We start from the raw sequence: 16,642 nt of genomic DNA on the forward strand, positions 1-16,642 counted from the left end.
GGGTGACGCTGGGAGATGCATTGATTGGACCCGCCTGGCCCCTTCGGTTTGTGGACGAACATGCCGCCCGCCCTGCCATGGCTGTGGCTTATGCGCAACGTCATGAAACCGGTGTTAACTTTTAGAGGAAATTAACCTTTTAACTTCACTGAACCCGTGGTTAACGAAGATTACCGCGCATCGTCCGGTGCGTTTTGGGCAATGAAAAACGGGGGCGATGGGATGCGTGTCCTGCTGATCGAAGATGAGCCGACAATGGCCAAAAGCATCGAATTGATGCTGAACGGCGAAGGCTTTAACGTTTATACCACCGACCTGGGCGAAGAGGGCTTGGACCTCGGCAAGCTCTACGATTACGACATCATCTGCCTCGACCTCAATCTGCCCGACATGCACGGCTATGACGTGCTGAAGAAATTGCGGGCGGCCAAGGTCGGAACTCCCGTTTTGATCCTCTCGGGCATCGGCGAGATGGACAGCAAGGTCCGTGCATTGGGCTTCGGTGCCGACGATTATGTGACCAAGCCCTTCCACCGCGACGAGCTCATCGCCCGCATCCATGCCATTGTGCGCCGTTCGAAGGGCCACAGCCAGTCGGTGATCCGCACCGGCAAGCTCGCCGTCAATCTCGACGCAAAAACGGTCGAAGTGGACGGCAGCCGCGTGCATCTGACCGGCAAGGAATATGCGATGCTGGAGCTCCTCTCGCTCCGCAAGGGCACGACGCTTACCAAGGAAATGTTCCTCAATCACCTTTATGGCGGCATGGACGAGCCGGAATTGAAGATCATCGACGTCTTCATTTGCAAGCTCCGCAAGAAGCTGTCCTCGGCCTGCGCGGGTGAAAATTATATCGAGACGGTGTGGGGCCGCGGCTATGTGCTGCGCGATCCGGAAGAAGTGGGCACGCCCGTCGCGGCTGAAATGGCCTAACATCTTGATTAATCTATGTAAGCCGGGGTCTTTTAGGCTCCGGCTTTTTTGTGCCTGAAGCCGCGATATCGGAACGCGTCATGCCGTCCCCTCGTTTCCGTCCGCGACCCTTTAGAGGTCGAAGGAGAGAAAGCATGAAACGCACGATTTTCACGGCGACGGCCGCTGCGCTGGCGCTGGCCGCTTGCGGCGGCAGCGAACCGGCAACCAATGATATGGCCCTAAACGATATGGCCATGGACAATCTGATGATGAACGACACCGCCATGACCAATGACATGGGCATGAACACGACAATGCCTACCATGCCCGCCAACGGTCAGGAATATGCCGCGATGGCGGCGGCGAGCGACATGTATGAAATCGAAAGCTCGAAGCTTGCGGCGGAGAAGGCGCAAAATGCAGACGTGAAGGCCTTTGCCCAAATGCTCGTCACCGAGCATGAGAAGGCGACGGCGGACCTGAAGACTGCAGCCGGACGTGCTGAGCCAGCCATCACCGTGACGCCTGCGCTCAATGCCGAGCAGACGGCGAATATGGAGGCACTCCGCGCCACGGCGAGCGGCGCCGATTTCGACCGGGTCTATATGCAGCAGCAGGTCCAGGCGCATGAAAAGGCGCTTGGCATGCTGCAGGGCTATGGCGCGAGCGGCGATGTTCCGGCGCTGAAGGATCATGCGAGCAAGACAGCGCCGGTGGTGGAAAAGCATATGACCCGCGCGCGGGAATTGGCGGGGAGTGTCGGGCGGTAAAGGGTCAGTCCCTTAGTCTTCCCCTCCCCTCGATGGGGGAGGCTGGGTGGGGGTGATCTGCGACGTAGGGCGGAGTATTTCCGGAAGCATCACCCCCACCCAACCCTCCCCCATCAAGGGGGAGGGCTTAGGGGCAAGGGGGAGGGTTGGGTGGGGTGGCTTTTCAGTTGCGGGCGCGGGCGCGGACTGACATTCCTCCCCCAACCAATCCGGGGGAGCCTCCATGAAAATCGCACTGACCGCCGCCGCCCTTCTTCTGGCATCGACCGCCTCGGCGAAAACCGTGGTGGTGACCGCCGACCGCATGGTCGATGTGCTCAGCGGCAAGATGGTCGAGCAGCCGGTGGTCGTGATCACCGATGGGCGCATCGCTTCCGTCGTAAGCGCGGGGACGCAGCGGCCCTTCATTCCGGAGGGGGCGGAGCGGATCGACTTGCCGGGCAAGACCATCCTCCCGGGCCTTATCGATATGCACGTTCACCTCGGCGGCACGCCGCTGGTTCAGGGCTATCGCGCGCTCGAATATACGGACAGCTTTAACACGGTGATGGCCGTGCCGAACGCGGAAGCGACGCTGAAGGCTGGGTTTACGACCGTCCGTAGTCTGGGCGACTATGATTATGCCGACGTGGCGCTTCAACAGGCGATCGACGACGGCTTCCTGCCCGGCCCGCGCATCGTTCCGGCGACCTATGCGCTTGGTGCCACGGGCGGGCATTGCGACGAGAATACCAATCGCCCATCTGACGCCAAGACGTCGCCCGGCGTGGCCGATGGACCCGAAGCGGTGCGGGCCAAGGTGCGCGAGCTTCGCAAGCTTGGCGCGCGGGTGCTGAAAGTGTGCGCGACCGGTGGGGTGTTCTCACGCAACACCGATCCCGGCGCGCAGCAGATGACCTATGAAGAGCTGAAGATGGCGGCGGACGAGGCGCATATGCTGGGCATGAAATCCGCCGCCCACGCCCATGGCGCCGACGGCATCAAGGCTGCGATCCGGGCGGGCATCGACACGATCGAGCATGTGAGCTTCATCGACGATGAAGGCATCCGCCTCGCCAAGGAAAAGGGCACCTGGCTCGGCTTCGACGTGTACAACACCGAATATACACTCTCGGAAGGCGAGGCGAACGGCGTGCTCCCGGAAAACCTTGAGAAGGAGCGCCGCGTCGGCACGATCCAGCGCGAGAATTTCGCCAAGGCCGCGAAGGCGGAAGCGAAGATGATCTTTTCGACCGACGGGGGTATCTATCCGCACGGCCTGAATGCCCGGCAGTTCGCGGTGATGGTCCGTTTCGGCCTGTCGCCGATCCAGGCGATCCGCACCGCAACCTCCAACGCCGCGCAGGCGTTGGGCTGGGAGAAGGATGTCGGCGCGATCGCGGTCGGCCGCTATGGAGATATCATTGCAATCGAGGGAGATCCCTTGGCCGATGTCAGCCTATTGGAGAAAGTCGACGTCGTCATCAAAGGCGGAGAGCGGGTAAACCAAGACAGATAAGGCAGGTCTTTGTCCCCCGCTCGCCACACCTTATTGCGCTGATTATTGCGCTGACACGCCGACGCCATTGGCAGAATGCGATGGCGCGCTTCTCTATTACGACGAAGCGAGCTCGCAATCATTGGAACGTGTTGAGTTCATGGGCATGATGAGCCTTCAATAGGGGGCAATATGATCTATACGCGCCGAGACTTGGTCCGATCTGGAGCTGCAGCCGCAATGGTAGGCTGCATGCCGGGAAGCTTAATGGCGCAAGGGGTGTTCAGTGCACCGCGCCCCACTCAACCGGTCATTTCTCCCCTTTTAATGGAGAAAGCGAAGGCGGCGCTCGATACCAGACGCATCCCCAATCGCGACATCATGGGCGTCGTTGATTTTTCAAAGGCGTCGCGTGCCCCACGTCTTTATATTGTCGATATCCTGTCAGGCGTAGCGAGCGAATATCACGTTAGTCACGGCCGTGGTTCGGACCCCGCACATTCTGGATGGCTCGAACATTTTTCCAATGAAGTAAATTCAGAAGCCTCGTCCGCGGGTGCCTATCTGACCAGCGATATCTATCATGGCAAATATGGCCGTTCGCTGCGTTTGAAGGGATTGGACCATACGAACAGCAACGCCGAAATGCGCAATATCGTCGTTCATAGCGCCTGGTATGCCGATCCGCAGCTGGCAGAGACGGCCGGGAAGCTCGGGCGGAGCGAAGGGTGTTTCGTGCTGTCGCTGACGAACCTTCAATATGTCTTGCTTCGTCTCGGCCCCGGCCGTCTGATCTATGCTGAAAAGCTCGCTTAGCTAAGGTTGCTCGATAATGGCGAAAACACCGGATCGAGGGGAAGTCTATCAAAGCTTTCACCAACTGGTGAACATGGCCCCAGGGGAACTCGAAGAGTGGCTTGAGACAGACGAAAGTCTCAAGGTCGGGCAAAAGAAGGAAGGCGCGACGGAATCCGTGGGCCACGCCTCTGGACGGCGCATTATCAAAATCCTTGGGACCAGCAAGGCCGATCTAACCGACGAGGACTATGCCCATATGCGCAAGGTTGTCGGCTATATCCGTCGCCACAAGGCGCAGGAGCCGGAGAATGTGGTGACCTCGCGCTGGCGGTATAGCCTGATGAACTGGGGACACGATCCGCTGAAATGATCCCTTGAACCGCGCCGCCCCGGTTCCAAATTTGGGAGAGGAACGGTTGGGCGTTCCCGCGGTTGAGCGGTGAGAAGGAGATCAGCGATGAAGGGCTATTGCAACGATATCGAAAAGGTCACGCTGGAGAATGAGGATTTCCGGCGCGTTCTTTATACGGGCAAGCATCTCCAGCTCGTCCTCATGACACTGAAGCCCGGCGAAGAGATTGGCGAGGAAGTGCATGAGGATCGCGACCAGTTTTTCCGGATCGAGGAAGGATCGGGCGAGATCCGCATCGACGGCGTGGCCAACAAGGTGGAGGATGATTTCGCCGTCATCGTGCCCGCGGGCGCCAAGCACAATGTCGTGAATACGGGCGACGGGCCGTTGAAGCTCTACACCCTTTACGGCCCGCCCGAACATCGCGACGGCACTGTCCATAAGGACAAGGAGCAGGCCGAGCGGGATCATGACAATGATCATTGGGATGGCGAGACGACGGAATAGTCGGATTTTCATACCCGTTCGCCCTGAGTAGCGGCTGAGCGAAGTCGAAGACGCGTATCGAAGGGTTCCGCGCAGGAGTACTTCAATACGGGCCCCTTCGACTGCCTGCCAAGGCAGGCGCTCAGGACAGGCTTCGACAGGCTCAGTCCCTACTCAGCACGAACGGGGCCCCCTGCTCGGCAAGAACGGATTGGCGCGACACCCGCTTCCTTCAGCCCTCCGCCGTTGACGCCTGAGGGACTCTGTGCGTATAGGCCGCCTCGCTTGAGGGCAGCGGTCCGGATTCGGATGCCGTGGCGCCAAGCGAGCTTGAACATTGCCGTATGTTCGCAAAAGGCCAGGGGGTCATGAGGGCCGCCGGGGCTTTTGCGTTTTTTGCATGCGGTAAAGTAACGTAAGGTGAAGGGCTTCATGCCAACGATCAATCAGCTGATCCGCAAGGGTCGCGAGCCGCAGAAGGCGCGCTCGAAAGTTCCCGCGATGGAAGCGAACCCGCAAAAGCGCGGCGTTTGCACGCGCGTTTATACGACGACCCCGAAGAAGCCGAACTCGGCTCTCCGCAAGGTTGCCAAGGTTCGCCTGACCAACCAGCGCGAAGTCATCAGCTACATTCCCGGCGAAGGCCACAACCTTCAGGAGCACAGCGTGGTTCTGATCCGTGGCGGCCGTGTGCGCGACCTTCCGGGTGTGCGCTATCACGTGCTTCGCGGCGTGCTCGACACGCAGGGTGTGAAGGACCGCAAGCAGAGCCGTTCGAAGTACGGCGCGAAGCGTCCTAAGTAAGGGAATAGAGATATGTCTCGTCGTCGTCGCCCAGAGAAGCGCGAAATCCTGCCCGATCCGAAGTTCGGAGACGTGGTCCTTTCCAAATTCATGAACAGCGTCATGCTGGACGGCAAGAAAGCCGTCGCCGAAAGCATTGTCTATGGCGCGCTCGACACCGTCGAAGCGAAGGCCAAGAAGGAGCCGATCGGCGTGTTCCATGACGCGCTCAACAATGTGAAGCCGGGTATCGAAGTCCGCAGCCGCCGCGTCGGCGGTGCGACCTACCAGGTGCCGGTCGAAGTCCGTGCGGAACGCGCCCAGGCGCTTGCCATCCGCTGGCTCATTTCGGCCGCCCGCGCCCGCAGCGAAAACACGATGTCGGCCCGCCTTTCCGGCGAGCTGCTCGACGCTTCGAACAATCGCGGCAACGCGGTGAAGAAGCGTGAAGATACGCACCGTATGGCGGAAGCCAACCGCGCGTTCTCGCATTACCGCTGGTAATACCTATATGGGCGGAGTCGCTTCGGTGGCTCCGCCCGCACCGTTCGCCCTGAGCTTGTCGAAGGGCTGACCTCTTCTGAGAAAGAGGGGAAAGGGCAGGGCTTCGACAAGCTCTCCTGAGGCTATCGAAGGGCCGAACGGCATTTAAGACCCAAAGATTCACCCGCCGCAACCGGCATCGGAGTTAAAGATCATGGCCCGCAGCCATCCGCTGGAACGCTACCGCAACATCGGCATCATGGCCCACATCGATGCCGGCAAGACCACGACCACCGAGCGTATCCTTTATTACACCGGCAAGTCCTACAAGATCGGCGAAGTGCACGAAGGCACCGCCACCATGGACTGGATGGAGCAGGAGCAGGAGCGCGGCATCACGATCACGTCCGCTGCGACGACCTGCAAGTGGCGCGCCGCTGAAGGCAAGGGTGAAGAGCACCTGATCAACATCATCGACACGCCGGGTCACGTCGACTTCACCATCGAAGTCGAGCGTTCGCTGCGCGTCCTCGACGGTGCGGTCACCTGTTTCGACGGCGTTGCCGGCGTTGAGCCGCAGTCCGAAACCGTGTGGCGCCAGGCCGACAAGTATCGCGTTCCGCGCCTCTGCTACGTCAACAAGCTCGACCGCACCGGCGCGAGCTTCGACCGCTGCGTCGCCATGATCAAGGATCGCCTGGGTGCGCGCACCGCGGTTCTTTATCTGCCGATCGGTCTTGAGAACCAGTTCGTCGGCCTCGTCGACCTCGTTGAAAACCGCGCGATCGTGTGGCTGGACGAGTCGCTCGGCGCGAAGTTCGAATATCGCGAAATCCCGGACGACATGAAGGACGCCGCAGCGGCTGCCCGTTCCGAACTCATCGAAATCGCCGTCGAGCAGGACGATGCGGCGATGGAAGCCTATCTCGAAGGCACTGAGCCGGACACCGCCACGCTGAAGAAGCTGATCCGCAAGGGCACGCTGGCATTCGATTTCGTGCCGGTTCTCTGTGGTTCGTCGTTCAAGAACAAGGGCGTTCAGCCGCTGCTCGACGCAGTAGTCGACTATCTGCCGAGCCCGCTCGATATTCCGGACGTTCAGGGCGTCAAGCTCGACGGCGAGACCGAAGATTCGCGTCCGCCGGCCGACGATGCGCCGATGTCGCTCCTCGCGTTCAAGATCATGAACGATCCGTTCGTCGGCTCGCTCACCTTCGCCCGCATCTATTCGGGCACCCTCACCAAGGGCAGCTATCTGAACTCGGTGAAGGACAAGAAGGAAAAGATCGGCCGTATGCTCCTCATGCATGCGAACAGCCGTGAGGACATCGAAGAAGCACGCGCCGGCGACATCGTCGCGATTGCGGGCCTCAAGGAAACCACGACCGGCGACACGCTGTGTGATTCGTCGAACCCGATCATCCTCGAGCGTATGGAATTCCCCGAGCCCGTTATCGAGCTGTCGGTGGAACCCAAGACCAAGGCCGACCAGGAAAAGATGGGCATCGCGCTCAATCGCCTCGCTGCCGAAGATCCTTCGTTCCGCGTGTCGTCCGACCACGAATCGGGCCAAACGATCATCAAGGGCATGGGTGAACTTCACCTTGAAATCCTCGTCGATCGCATGAAGCGCGAGTTCAAGGTCGAAGCCAATGTCGGCGCGCCGCAGGTGGCGTATCGCGAATATCTCGGCAAGAAGGTCGACATCGACTACACCCACAAGAAGCAGTCGGGTGGTTCGGGTCAGTTCGGCCGCGTGAAGGTCACCGTCGTTCCTGGCGAGCGCGGTTCGGGCTTCCAGTTCTTCGACGAGATCAAGGGCGGTAACATTCCGCGCGAATATATTCCGTCGGTGGAAAAGGGCTTCAAGGAAACCGCCGAGAGCGGCTCGCTGATCGGTTTCCCGATCATCGACTTCGAAGTCCACCTGACGGACGGCGCGTACCACGACGTCGACTCGTCGGCCCTGGCCTTCGAAATCTGTGCCCGTGGCGCAATGCGCGAAGCGGCTCAGAAGGCCGGCATCAAGCTGCTCGAGCCGATCATGAAGGTCGAAGTCGTGACGCCGGAAGACTATCTCGGCGACGTGATCGGCGACATGAACAGCCGTCGTGGCCAGATCCAGGGCACCGACAGCCGGGGCAACGCCCAGGTCGTCGAAGCCATGGTCCCGCTTGCGAACATGTTCGGCTACGTTAATGAGCTGCGCTCCTTCACGCAGGGCCGCGCTCAGTATTCGATGCAGTTCTCGCATTATGAGGAAGTGCCGCAGAACGTTGCGGACGAGGTTAAGGCAAAGCTGGCATAAGCCGGAAAGAGCCGTTATGGGGCGCGCATCCGAAGCCTGGCTTAGGGTGTGCAAACGACAGTTTCGACAGGCGGCCTCAAGCGGGCGATGCGGTCGAGTGCAATTGAGAAGAAGGTAGGACAACAATGGCGAAAGCTAAGTTTGAGCGGAACAAACCGCACTGCAACATCGGCACCATCGGTCACGTCGACCATGGCAAGACCTCGCTCACCGCGGCGATCACCAAGGTTCTCGCCGAATCCGGCGGCGCAACCTTCACCAGCTACGACAATATCGACAAGGCTCCGGAAGAGCGTGAGCGCGGCATCACCATTTCGACCAGCCACGTCGAGTATGAAACCACCGAGCGTCACTATGCGCACGTCGATTGCCCGGGCCACGCCGACTATGTGAAGAACATGATCACCGGCGCCGCTCAGATGGACGGCGGCATTCTCGTCGTGTCGGCCGCCGACGGCCCCATGCCGCAGACCCGTGAGCACATCCTGCTCGCCCGTCAGGTCGGCGTTCCGGCCCTCGTCGTGTTCATGAACAAGGTCGACCAAGTCGACGATCCCGAACTGCTCGAGCTCGTCGAACTCGAAATCCGCGAGCTTCTGTCCTCGTACGACTTCCCGGGCGACGACATTCCGGTCATCAAGGGTTCGGCTCTCGCCGCTCTTGAAGACAGCAACGAAGAAATCGGCAAGAAGGCCGTTCTCGAGCTGATGGCCGCTGTCGACAGCTACATCCCGCAGCCGGAGCGTCCGCTCGACAAGCCGTTCCTGATGCCGATCGAAGACGTGTTCTCGATCTCGGGTCGCGGCACCGTCGTCACCGGCCGCGTCGAAACCGGCGTTGTGAAGGTTGGTGAAGAAGTCGAAATCGTCGGCATCAAGGACACCAAGAAGACGACCGTCACCGGCGTTGAAATGTTCCGCAAGCTGCTCGACCAGGGTGAAGCCGGCGACAACATCGGCGCGCTGATCCGTGGCGTTGGCCGTGAAGAAGTCGAGCGTGGTCAGGTTCTGGCCAAGCCGGGTTCGATCACGCCGCACACCGACTTCCAGGCGGAAGTCTACGTCCTGTCGAAGGACGAAGGTGGCCGCCACACGCCGTTCTTCGCCAACTACCGTCCGCAGTTCTACTTCCGCACGACCGACGTGACGGGCGAAGTGGTTCTTCCGGAAGGCACCGAGATGGTCATGCCGGGCGACAACGTCCAGCTGGGCGTGAAGCTCATCGCTCCGATCGCCATGGACCAGGGTCTGCGCTTCGCAATTCGCGAAGGCGGCCGTACGGTCGGCGCCGGGGTTGTGGCGAACATCACGAAGTAATATAGGAGCGGGCCGCCTGATTCTCTTCGGAGCTTGGGTGGCCCGCTTTTTCTTGTTTGTAATTTAGTTAGTGCGGCATCTCATCTGCCGTCATGCTGAACGTGTTTCAGCATCCATGTCCAAACGCGCGCTGCGGCACGCGTTTGGACATGGGCCCTGAAACGAGTTCAGGGCGACGGCGCTGGATAGGCGCCGTCGGCTCTTTCGCATCGGTAGGACCATGGAAACGCAGAATATCCGCATTCGCCTCAAGGCGTTCGATCATCGTGTGCTCGATCAGGCAACTGGCGACATCGCCGACACCGCCCGTCGCACCGGCGCCCTTATTCGCGGTCCCATCCCCCTTCCGACGCGCATCGAGAAGTTCACCGTCAACCGTTCGCCGCACGTGGACAAGAAGTCCCGCGAACAGTTTGAGGTGCGCACCTACAAGCGCCTGCTCGACATCGTTCAGCCGACTCCGCAGACGGTCGACGCTCTTATGAAGCTCGATCTCGCAGCAGGTGTTGATGTTGAGATCAAGCTCGCCTAAGGGGAGCACGCGCAGCCGCTAGGATGCGCTGAGAGATTCGGCCCCGCTCGGACCGGGGCCCCTGCAAAACCAAGGTTTTTGGCAGGAAAATGGTTCGGGATACCGCACGGCATCGCCGTGGTCTGCGTCCCCCGCTTTTCTCGCTTGCGAGGAAATGGCCCAGAGCGGGGCACGCATCATTTGTTGGGCTGGCACGCCCCTGAAGGAAGCTTCGGGGGCCTCTGTATAAGGAGTATGGTCATGCGTACTGGCGTGATCGCGAAGAAAATGGGGATGACCCGCTTGTTCCAGGAGGACGGCCGCCACGTGCCCGTCACCGTCCTGGCACTCGACAATGTTCAGGTCGTTGCTCGCCGCGAGGCGGATCGTGACGGCTATGTCGCCGTTCAGCTCGGCGCGGGTTCGGCCAAGGCCAAGAACCTGACGAAGCCGGAGCGCGGCCATTTCGGCAAGGCCGAAGTGGAGCCGAAGGCGCAGCTCGCTGAATTCCGTGTCGCCGAGGATGCTCTCCTCGACGTCGGCGCCGAAATCGCAGCCGATCATTATGCCGTCGGCCAGCTGGTCGACATTCAGGGTGTGACTCAGGGTAAGGGTTTCGCCGGCGCCATGAAGCGTTGGGGCTTCGGCGGTCTGCGTGCCACGCACGGCGTGTCGGTGTCGCACCGTTCGCATGGTTCGACCGGTAACCGCCAGGATCCGGGCCGCGTCTTCAAGAACAAGAAGATGGCCGGTCACATGGGCGCTCGCAACCGCACCCAGCAGAACCTCGAAGTCGTCCGCACGGACGTCGAGCGCGGCCTCATCTTCGTGAAGGGCTCGGTGCCCGGCTCGAAGGGCGGCTGGCTCCTCGTCAAGGACGCCGTGAAGGTCGCCCGCCACGCAGATGCGCCGTATCCGGCCGGCATCCGCCAGGCTGCCAACAGCAACACCGCTCCCGCGAACACCCCGGCGCAGGCCGAGGCTCCCGTGGAAGCCACCGAAGGCCAGGAAGGCTAAACGATGAAGGTCAAGGTTCAGACCCTCGACGCCAAGGGCAAAGGCGACATCGAGCTTAACGACGAGATTTTCGGCGTTGAGCCCCGTGCCGACATCCTTCACCGCGTCGTCACCTGGCAGCTCGAAAAGCGCCGCGGCACCGCCCGCGCCGCTCGCGAGCGCTCCGATGTTGCCCGCACGGGTAAGAAGTTCGGTCGCCAGAAGGGCGGCGGTACGGCTCGCCATGGCGATCGCCGCGCCCCGATCTTCATCGGCGGCGGTAAGGCCCACGGCCCCCGGGTCCGCGACTTCAATCCGTCGCTTAACAAGAAGATCCGTGCGCTCGGCCTCAAGATGGCCCTGTCGTCCAAGGCTCGTGACGGCAAGCTGGTCGTCATGGACAATCTGGACGTCAAGGAGTCCAAGACCAAGGCGCTGAAGGATCAGCTCGGCAAGCTCGGCTTCGGCAAGACCGCTCTCGTCATCGACGGCGACGCGCTGAACGTCGGTTTCGCTCTGGCGTCCTCCAACCTCCGCGAGATCAACCTTCTCCCGGCGGTCGGCGCGAACGTCTACGACATTCTCAAGGCCGAAACGCTGGTGCTGACCCGCGCCGCGGTTGAAAAGCTGGAGGCGCGCTTCAATGGCTAAGCAGCAGAAGACGGGTGTCGACATCAAGCATTATGATGTCGTTCTCGCTCCCCACATCACCGAAAAGACGACTCTGCTTTCCGAGCAGAATGCCGTTGTCTTCAAGGTCGCGAACGAGGCCACTAAGCCGCAGATCAAGGCGGCGGTCGAGGCTCTGTTCAGCGTCAAGGTGCTGGGCGTGAACACCATCACCCAGAAGGGTAAGACGAAGAAGTGGAAGGGTCGTCCCTACACCAAGTCTGACATGAAGAAGGCGATCGTGACGCTGGCCGACGGCCAGTCCATCGACGTCACCACCGGAATCTGAGGCGCGGACGATGGCACTCAAGCATTATAATCCGACTACCTCGTCCCAGCGCGGCCTGATCCTCGTCGACAAGTCGTCGCTGTGGAAGGGTAAGCCGGTCAAGGCGCTGACCGAAGGTAAGCGCAAGACGGGCGGGCGCAACAACAAGGGTCACGTGACCTCGCGCGGTATCGCGGGCGGCCACAAGCAGAAGTACCGCTATATCGACTTCAAGCGTCGCAAGTGGGACCAGCCGGCCACCGTCGAGCGTCTGGAATATGACCCCAACCGCACCGCGTTCATCGCTCTGGTGAAGTATGAAGACGGCGAACTCGCCTACATCATCGCACCGCAGCGTCTTGCCCCGGGTGACACCATCGTCGCCGGCAAGAAGACCGACGTGAAGCCGGGCAATGCCATGGAACTTGGCCAGATGCCGGTCGGCACCATCGTCCACAATGTGGAGATGAAGCCGGGCAAGGGCGGCCAGATCGCACGTTCGGCAGGCACTTATGTGCAGGTCGTCGGCCGCGACAAGGGCATGGTGATCGTTCGCCTCAATTCGGGCGAGCAGCGTTACCTGCGCAGCGATTGCATGGGCACGGTTGGCGCGGTGTCGAACCCCGACAACCAGAACCAGAACTTCGCCAAGGCCGGCCGTACTCGCTGGATGGGCAAGCGTCCGCTGACCCGCGGCGTTGCGAAGAACCCGGTCGACCACCCGCACGGCGGTGGTGAAGGCCGGACCTCCGGTGGCCGCCATCCGGTGACCCCGTGGGGCAAGCCGACCAAGGGTGCGCGCACCCGTTCGAACAAGGCGACGGACAAGATGATCATCCGTTCGCGTCACGCGAAGAAGAAGAGGTAATAATGGCCCGCTCCGTCTGGAAAGGTCCGTTCGTCGAGTTGTCGCTGCTTAAGAAGGCAGAGACGGCGCAGGAATCCGGTGGCCGCGCGCCGATCAAGACCTGGTCGCGCCGCTCCACCATTCTGCCGCAGTTCGTCGGGCTGACGTTCAACGTCTACAATGGCCGCAAGTTCGTGCCGGTTTCGGTTTCGGAAGAAATGGTCGGCATGAAGCTCGGCGAGTTCGCTCCGACCCGCTACTTCCCCGGCCACGCGGCCGACAAGAAGGGCAAGAGGTAAGCCATGGCTAAGGAAAAAGCCCCCCGCCGCGTCGCGGCAAATGAGGCGCTGGCCGTCGGCACCACGATCCGTGGTTCGGCCCAGAAGCTGAACCTCGTCGCCGCGCTCATCCGCGGCCGCAAGGTCGAAGATGCGCTCAATGTCCTCACCTTCTCGAAGAAGGCGATGGCGGTTGATGTCCGCAAGGTGCTCGCTTCGGCGATCGCGAATGCGGAAAACAATCACAATCTCGACGTCGACAGCCTCGTCGTCGCGGAAGCCAGCGTCGGCAAGAGCATCTCGATGAAGCGCTTCGCGACCCGTGCGCGTGGCCGTTCGAGCCGCATCGTGAAACCGTTCAGCCGCGTGCGCATCGTCGTTCGCGAAGCGAGCCAGGAAGCTTAAGATGGGTCAAAAATCATCTCCGATCGGTCTGCGCCTGCAGATCAACCGCACCTGGGACAGCCGCTGGTATGCGGAAGGCGCCGATTATGGCCGCCTTCTTCTCGAGGATCTCAAGATTCGCGAATATGTCCTGAAGACTCTGCCGCAGGCCGCGATCTCCAAGGTCGTGATCGAGCGTCCGGCGAAGCTTTGCCGCGTCAACATCTATGCCGCGCGTCCGGGCGTCATCATCGGCAAGAAGGGCGCCGACATCGAAAAGCTTCGCAAGAAGCTGGCTTCGATGACATCGTCCGACGTGTCGCTGAACATCGTCGAAATCCGCAAGCCCGAAATCGACGCCAAGCTCGTCGCCCAGGGTGTTGCCGATCAGCTCGAGCGCCGTATCGCTTTCCGTCGCGCCATGAAGCGCGCGGTGCAGTCGGCTCTCCGCCTCGGCGCGGAAGGCATTCGTATCACCTGCGGCGGCCGCCTCGGCGGCGCTGAAATCGCCCGCACGGAATGGTATCGCGAAGGCCGCGTGCCGCTCCATACGCTGCGCGGTAACGTCGATTATGCCGAAGCCCAGGCCCACACCGCTTATGGCGTGTGCGGGGTCAAGGTTTGGATCTTCAAGGGCGAAATCCTTGGCCACGATCCGATGGCTCAGGACCGCCTCATGATGGAAGCGCAGACGTCGGGCGTTCGCCCGGCTCGCGACGACCGTCGCTAAGGAATTAGAGACATGCTGCAACCAAAGCGCACCAAATTCCGCAAGGCCTTCAAGGGCCGTATCTCGGGCAACGCCAAGGGCGGCACCGATCTGAACTTCGGCGCTTTCGGCCTCAAGGCCCTGGAGCCGGACCGGATCACCGCTCGCCAGATCGAAGCGGCCCGCCGCGCGATCACCCGCCACATCCGCCGTCAGGGCCGTTTGTGGATCCGCGTGTTCCCGGACGTGCCGGTTTCGTCGAAGCCTGCCGAAGTCCGCATGGGCTCGGGTAAGGGTGCACCCGAATATTGGGCAGCCCGCGTGAAGCCGGGCCGCATCCTGTTCGAACTGGACGGCGTTCCCGGACCGCTGGCCCGCGTCGCTTTCGAGCGTGCGATGGAAAAGCTGCCGATCAAGACCAAGGTGGTGGCCCGCCTCGGTGAATCGCTGATTGAGGAAGATTGATAAATGGCCAAGATCGACGATCTCAAAGCCAAGAGCGACGACCAGCTCAGTGAACAGCTGGGCGAACTGAAGCGCGAGCAGTTCAATCTGCGCTTCCAGGCTGCGACCAACCAGCTCGAGAAGCCGGCGCGCGTTCGTGAAGTCCGCCGCTCCATCGCCCAGATCAAGACGCTGCAGGGTGAGCGCACGCGCGCCGCTCAGAAGGCCTAAGGAGTTATCATGCCGAAGCGCATTCTGACCGGGACCGTGGTGTCCGACAAGACCGACAAGACCGTGGTGGTGAAGGTCGAGCGGCGGGTGAAGCACCCGCTGTACGGCAAGATCATCAAGCTGTCGAAAAAGTATCATGCCCACGATGAGGGCAATGAGTTCAAGGCCGGTGAAACCGTCCGCATCGAAGAGACGCGGCCGATCTCCAAGCTGAAGACCTGGAAGGTTCTGGACCGCGTCGACACGCATGCCACGCCCGCCAAGTCGGACATCTAAGTCGCATTAATTGTAACTGATCGCCGGGCTTTCCCGGTTGAAGTGAAAGAAGGAATGGATCGATGATCCAGATGCAGTCCAACCTTGATGTGGCTGACAACTCGGGCGCCAAGCGCGTCCAGTGCATCAAGGTGCTCGGCGGCTCCAAGCGCCGCTTTGCCAGCGTTGGCGACATCATCGTGGTGTCGGTGAAGGAAGCGTCCCCCAAGGGTCGCGTGAAGAAGGGCGACGTCCACAAGGCCGTCATCGTCCGTACCGCCAAGGACATTCATCGTCCCGACGGTTCGACGATCCGCTTCGATTCCAACGCCGCGGTGCTCGTCAACAACAACCAGGAGCCGATCGGCACCCGTATCTTCGGCCCGGTCGTCCGCGAATTGCGCGCGAAGAAGCACATGAAGATCATCTCGCTCGCGCCGGAGGTTTTGTAAGATCATGGCTGCTGCGAAGATCAAGAAGGGCGACCAGGTCGTCATCCTGTCCGGCAAGGACAAGGGCAAGACGGGCGAAGTCACGAAGAACCTGCCGAAGGACGGCAAGGTCGTCGTGTCGGGCGTCAACATCATCACCCGTCACCGCAAGGCCACTCAGGCCAATCCGCAGGGCGGTCTGGAACGCGCCGAAGCACCGCTTCACGTGTCCAAGGTCGCGCTGAAGGATCCCAAGACGGGCAAGCCGACGCGCGTCCGTTTCGAAACCAAGGACGGCAAGAAGGTCCGCGTGGCCGTGAAGTCCGGGGAGACTCTCAATGGCTGAAGCAAAGTACACGCCGCGCCTCCGCAAGGATTATGACGAGCGCATCGTCAAGGCGATGACGGAGAAATTCGGTTACAAGAACCGGATGGAAGTGCCGAAGATCGAAAAGATCGTCATCAACATGGGCGTCGGCGAAGCCACGCAGGACAAGAAGAAGGTCGAAGTCGCAGCGTCCGAAATGGAGCTGATCGCCGGCCAGAAGCCTGTCGTGACGAAGGCGAAGAAGTCGATCGCGCAGTTCAAGCTGCGTGAAGGCATGCCGATCGGCTGCAAGGTCACGCTGCGCCGTGAACGTATGTACGAGTTCCTGGACCGTCTGGTCACGATCGCGCTTCCGCGCGTTCGCGACTTCCGCGGCCTGAACCCGAAGTCGTTCGACGGCCGTGGCAATTATGCGATGGGTCTCAAGGAACAGATCATTTTCCCGGAGATCAGCTATGACCGCATCGACAAGGTGCGCGGCATGGACATCATCGTCACCACCACCGCGAAGACGGATGAGGAAGCGCGCGAGCTGCTGCGCCTCTTCAATTTCCCATTCCCGGTCGAACAGGATCAGCAGCAGGCGGCCTGAGGGTCGTTCTG

The 16,642-nt window shown here is 61.0% G+C and carries 24 protein-coding genes; all 24 read left to right on the forward strand.

The features are described 5' to 3' along the window. The first annotated feature begins 222 nt into the window (after positions 1-222). The 24 genes from ctrA (at position 223) to rplE (ending at position 16,631) form a co-directional block, all read left to right on the forward strand. The gene (gene ctrA, locus C7I56_RS01195) at positions 223-933 is read left to right on the forward strand and encodes a response regulator transcription factor CtrA (protein WP_106639565.1); all 711 of its coding nucleotides are present in this window, start codon (positions 223-225) and stop codon (positions 931-933) included. Between the two features lie 134 nt (positions 934-1,067). Beyond that, positions 1,068-1,685 carry a DUF4142 domain-containing protein gene (locus C7I56_RS01200; RefSeq protein ID WP_158702948.1) on the forward strand — a complete coding sequence of 206 codons (618 nt, stop codon included), beginning with the start codon at positions 1,068-1,070 and terminating at the stop codon, positions 1,683-1,685. Between the two features lie 223 nt (positions 1,686-1,908). Next, on the forward strand, positions 1,909-3,183 hold the full coding sequence (locus tag C7I56_RS01205; RefSeq protein WP_106638731.1) for a Xaa-Pro dipeptidase: 1,275 nt from the start codon (positions 1,909-1,911) through the stop codon (positions 3,181-3,183). A 171-nt stretch (positions 3,184-3,354) separates the two neighbouring features. Continuing rightward, complete coding sequence (locus C7I56_RS01210; RefSeq protein WP_106638732.1) at positions 3,355-3,978, forward strand: murein L,D-transpeptidase catalytic domain family protein; 624 nt, start codon at positions 3,355-3,357, stop codon at positions 3,976-3,978. 16 nt (positions 3,979-3,994) lie between these two features. Beyond that, on the forward strand, positions 3,995-4,330 hold the full coding sequence (locus C7I56_RS01215; protein ID WP_106638733.1) for a DUF3140 domain-containing protein: 336 nt from the start codon (positions 3,995-3,997) through the stop codon (positions 4,328-4,330). 87 nt (positions 4,331-4,417) lie between these two features. Further along, complete coding sequence (locus C7I56_RS01220) at positions 4,418-4,819, forward strand: cupin domain-containing protein (RefSeq protein WP_106638734.1); 402 nt, start codon at positions 4,418-4,420, stop codon at positions 4,817-4,819. Positions 4,820-5,230: 411 nt separating this feature from the next. Next, positions 5,231-5,602: a 30S ribosomal protein S12 gene (rpsL, locus tag C7I56_RS01225; RefSeq protein WP_106639566.1), complete on the forward strand. Its 372-nt coding sequence runs from the start codon at positions 5,231-5,233 to the stop codon at positions 5,600-5,602. Between the two features lie 12 nt (positions 5,603-5,614). After that, on the forward strand, positions 5,615-6,085 hold the full coding sequence (gene rpsG / locus C7I56_RS01230; protein ID WP_106638735.1) for a 30S ribosomal protein S7: 471 nt from the start codon (positions 5,615-5,617) through the stop codon (positions 6,083-6,085). A gap of 193 nt (positions 6,086-6,278) precedes the next feature. Continuing rightward, the gene (gene fusA / locus C7I56_RS01235) at positions 6,279-8,372 is read left to right on the forward strand and encodes an elongation factor G (protein ID WP_106638736.1); all 2,094 of its coding nucleotides are present in this window, start codon (positions 6,279-6,281) and stop codon (positions 8,370-8,372) included. Positions 8,373-8,497: 125 nt separating this feature from the next. Beyond that, on the forward strand, positions 8,498-9,688 hold the full coding sequence (tuf, locus tag C7I56_RS01240) for an elongation factor Tu (RefSeq protein WP_106638737.1): 1,191 nt from the start codon (positions 8,498-8,500) through the stop codon (positions 9,686-9,688). A gap of 220 nt (positions 9,689-9,908) precedes the next feature. Next, a complete protein-coding gene (rpsJ, locus tag C7I56_RS01245) occupies positions 9,909-10,220 on the forward strand; it encodes a 30S ribosomal protein S10 (RefSeq protein ID WP_028969184.1) in 312 nt (103 codons plus the stop codon). A gap of 240 nt (positions 10,221-10,460) precedes the next feature. Beyond that, on the forward strand, positions 10,461-11,216 hold the full coding sequence (rplC, locus tag C7I56_RS01250; RefSeq protein ID WP_106639567.1) for a 50S ribosomal protein L3: 756 nt from the start codon (positions 10,461-10,463) through the stop codon (positions 11,214-11,216). 3 nt (positions 11,217-11,219) lie between these two features. Then, complete coding sequence (gene rplD / locus C7I56_RS01255; RefSeq protein WP_106638738.1) at positions 11,220-11,846, forward strand: 50S ribosomal protein L4; 627 nt, start codon at positions 11,220-11,222, stop codon at positions 11,844-11,846. After that, on the forward strand, positions 11,839-12,153 hold the full coding sequence (locus C7I56_RS01260; protein ID WP_106638739.1) for a 50S ribosomal protein L23: 315 nt from the start codon (positions 11,839-11,841) through the stop codon (positions 12,151-12,153). The genes rplD and C7I56_RS01260 overlap by 8 nt, the downstream gene beginning before the upstream one ends. Positions 12,154-12,163: 10 nt before the next feature. Next, the gene (gene rplB / locus C7I56_RS01265; RefSeq protein WP_106638740.1) at positions 12,164-13,000 is read left to right on the forward strand and encodes a 50S ribosomal protein L2; all 837 of its coding nucleotides are present in this window, start codon (positions 12,164-12,166) and stop codon (positions 12,998-13,000) included. Positions 13,001-13,002: 2 nt separating this feature from the next. After that, on the forward strand, positions 13,003-13,278 hold the full coding sequence (gene rpsS / locus C7I56_RS01270; RefSeq protein WP_106638741.1) for a 30S ribosomal protein S19: 276 nt from the start codon (positions 13,003-13,005) through the stop codon (positions 13,276-13,278). Between the two features lie 3 nt (positions 13,279-13,281). Then, positions 13,282-13,662, forward strand: coding sequence for a 50S ribosomal protein L22 (gene rplV / locus C7I56_RS01275; RefSeq protein WP_106638742.1), 381 nt, complete (start codon positions 13,282-13,284; stop codon positions 13,660-13,662). Position 13,663: 1 nt separating this feature from the next. Next, positions 13,664-14,371 carry a 30S ribosomal protein S3 gene (rpsC, locus tag C7I56_RS01280; RefSeq protein WP_106638743.1) on the forward strand — a complete coding sequence of 236 codons (708 nt, stop codon included), beginning with the start codon at positions 13,664-13,666 and terminating at the stop codon, positions 14,369-14,371. Between the two features lie 12 nt (positions 14,372-14,383). Further along, positions 14,384-14,815: a 50S ribosomal protein L16 gene (gene rplP / locus C7I56_RS01285; RefSeq protein WP_106638744.1), complete on the forward strand. Its 432-nt coding sequence runs from the start codon at positions 14,384-14,386 to the stop codon at positions 14,813-14,815. Between the two features lie 3 nt (positions 14,816-14,818). Further along, a complete protein-coding gene (gene rpmC, locus C7I56_RS01290) occupies positions 14,819-15,025 on the forward strand; it encodes a 50S ribosomal protein L29 (protein WP_106638745.1) in 207 nt (68 codons plus the stop codon). Positions 15,026-15,034: 9 nt separating this feature from the next. Then, the gene (gene rpsQ / locus C7I56_RS01295; RefSeq protein WP_106638746.1) at positions 15,035-15,301 is read left to right on the forward strand and encodes a 30S ribosomal protein S17; all 267 of its coding nucleotides are present in this window, start codon (positions 15,035-15,037) and stop codon (positions 15,299-15,301) included. A gap of 62 nt (positions 15,302-15,363) precedes the next feature. After that, a complete protein-coding gene (rplN, locus tag C7I56_RS01300; protein ID WP_106638747.1) occupies positions 15,364-15,732 on the forward strand; it encodes a 50S ribosomal protein L14 in 369 nt (122 codons plus the stop codon). A gap of 4 nt (positions 15,733-15,736) precedes the next feature. Then, positions 15,737-16,057 carry a 50S ribosomal protein L24 gene (gene rplX, locus C7I56_RS01305; protein WP_106638748.1) on the forward strand — a complete coding sequence of 107 codons (321 nt, stop codon included), beginning with the start codon at positions 15,737-15,739 and terminating at the stop codon, positions 16,055-16,057. After that, entirely contained in the window at positions 16,050-16,631 is a 582-nt protein-coding gene (rplE, locus tag C7I56_RS01310; RefSeq protein WP_106638749.1) for a 50S ribosomal protein L5, read from the forward strand. Before rplX ends, rplE begins: the two co-directional genes overlap by 8 nt. The last annotated feature ends 11 nt before the right edge of the window (positions 16,632-16,642 follow it).

Origin of the sequence: Allosphingosinicella vermicomposti, assembly GCF_003012815.1 — a bacterium.
GTDB classification, from domain to species: domain Bacteria; phylum Pseudomonadota; class Alphaproteobacteria; order Sphingomonadales; family Sphingomonadaceae; genus Allosphingosinicella; species Allosphingosinicella vermicomposti.

What these genes read in the sequence shown, in the direction of transcription:
- ctrA (WP_106639565.1), top strand. Translation starts at nt 223, where the DNA reads ATGCGTGTCCTGCTGATCGAAGATGAGCCGACAATGGCCAAAAGCATC.
- C7I56_RS01200 (WP_158702948.1), top strand. Translation starts at nt 1,068, where the DNA reads ATGAAACGCACGATTTTCACGGCGACGGCCGCTGCGCTGGCGCTGGCC.
- C7I56_RS01205 (WP_106638731.1), top strand. Translation starts at nt 1,909, where the DNA reads ATGAAAATCGCACTGACCGCCGCCGCCCTTCTTCTGGCATCGACCGCC.
- C7I56_RS01210 (WP_106638732.1), top strand. Translation starts at nt 3,355, where the DNA reads ATGATCTATACGCGCCGAGACTTGGTCCGATCTGGAGCTGCAGCCGCA.
- C7I56_RS01215 (WP_106638733.1), top strand. Translation starts at nt 3,995, where the DNA reads ATGGCGAAAACACCGGATCGAGGGGAAGTCTATCAAAGCTTTCACCAA.
- C7I56_RS01220 (WP_106638734.1), top strand. Translation starts at nt 4,418, where the DNA reads ATGAAGGGCTATTGCAACGATATCGAAAAGGTCACGCTGGAGAATGAG.
- rpsL (WP_106639566.1), top strand. Translation starts at nt 5,231, where the DNA reads ATGCCAACGATCAATCAGCTGATCCGCAAGGGTCGCGAGCCGCAGAAG.
- rpsG (WP_106638735.1), top strand. Translation starts at nt 5,615, where the DNA reads ATGTCTCGTCGTCGTCGCCCAGAGAAGCGCGAAATCCTGCCCGATCCG.
- fusA (WP_106638736.1), top strand. Translation starts at nt 6,279, where the DNA reads ATGGCCCGCAGCCATCCGCTGGAACGCTACCGCAACATCGGCATCATG.
- tuf (WP_106638737.1), top strand. Translation starts at nt 8,498, where the DNA reads ATGGCGAAAGCTAAGTTTGAGCGGAACAAACCGCACTGCAACATCGGC.
- rpsJ (WP_028969184.1), top strand. Translation starts at nt 9,909, where the DNA reads ATGGAAACGCAGAATATCCGCATTCGCCTCAAGGCGTTCGATCATCGT.
- rplC (WP_106639567.1), top strand. Translation starts at nt 10,461, where the DNA reads ATGCGTACTGGCGTGATCGCGAAGAAAATGGGGATGACCCGCTTGTTC.
- rplD (WP_106638738.1), top strand. Translation starts at nt 11,220, where the DNA reads ATGAAGGTCAAGGTTCAGACCCTCGACGCCAAGGGCAAAGGCGACATC.
- C7I56_RS01260 (WP_106638739.1), top strand. Translation starts at nt 11,839, where the DNA reads ATGGCTAAGCAGCAGAAGACGGGTGTCGACATCAAGCATTATGATGTC.
- rplB (WP_106638740.1), top strand. Translation starts at nt 12,164, where the DNA reads ATGGCACTCAAGCATTATAATCCGACTACCTCGTCCCAGCGCGGCCTG.
- rpsS (WP_106638741.1), top strand. Translation starts at nt 13,003, where the DNA reads ATGGCCCGCTCCGTCTGGAAAGGTCCGTTCGTCGAGTTGTCGCTGCTT.
- rplV (WP_106638742.1), top strand. Translation starts at nt 13,282, where the DNA reads ATGGCTAAGGAAAAAGCCCCCCGCCGCGTCGCGGCAAATGAGGCGCTG.
- rpsC (WP_106638743.1), top strand. Translation starts at nt 13,664, where the DNA reads ATGGGTCAAAAATCATCTCCGATCGGTCTGCGCCTGCAGATCAACCGC.
- rplP (WP_106638744.1), top strand. Translation starts at nt 14,384, where the DNA reads ATGCTGCAACCAAAGCGCACCAAATTCCGCAAGGCCTTCAAGGGCCGT.
- rpmC (WP_106638745.1), top strand. Translation starts at nt 14,819, where the DNA reads ATGGCCAAGATCGACGATCTCAAAGCCAAGAGCGACGACCAGCTCAGT.
- rpsQ (WP_106638746.1), top strand. Translation starts at nt 15,035, where the DNA reads ATGCCGAAGCGCATTCTGACCGGGACCGTGGTGTCCGACAAGACCGAC.
- rplN (WP_106638747.1), top strand. Translation starts at nt 15,364, where the DNA reads ATGATCCAGATGCAGTCCAACCTTGATGTGGCTGACAACTCGGGCGCC.
- rplX (WP_106638748.1), top strand. Translation starts at nt 15,737, where the DNA reads ATGGCTGCTGCGAAGATCAAGAAGGGCGACCAGGTCGTCATCCTGTCC.
- rplE (WP_106638749.1), top strand. Translation starts at nt 16,050, where the DNA reads ATGGCTGAAGCAAAGTACACGCCGCGCCTCCGCAAGGATTATGACGAG.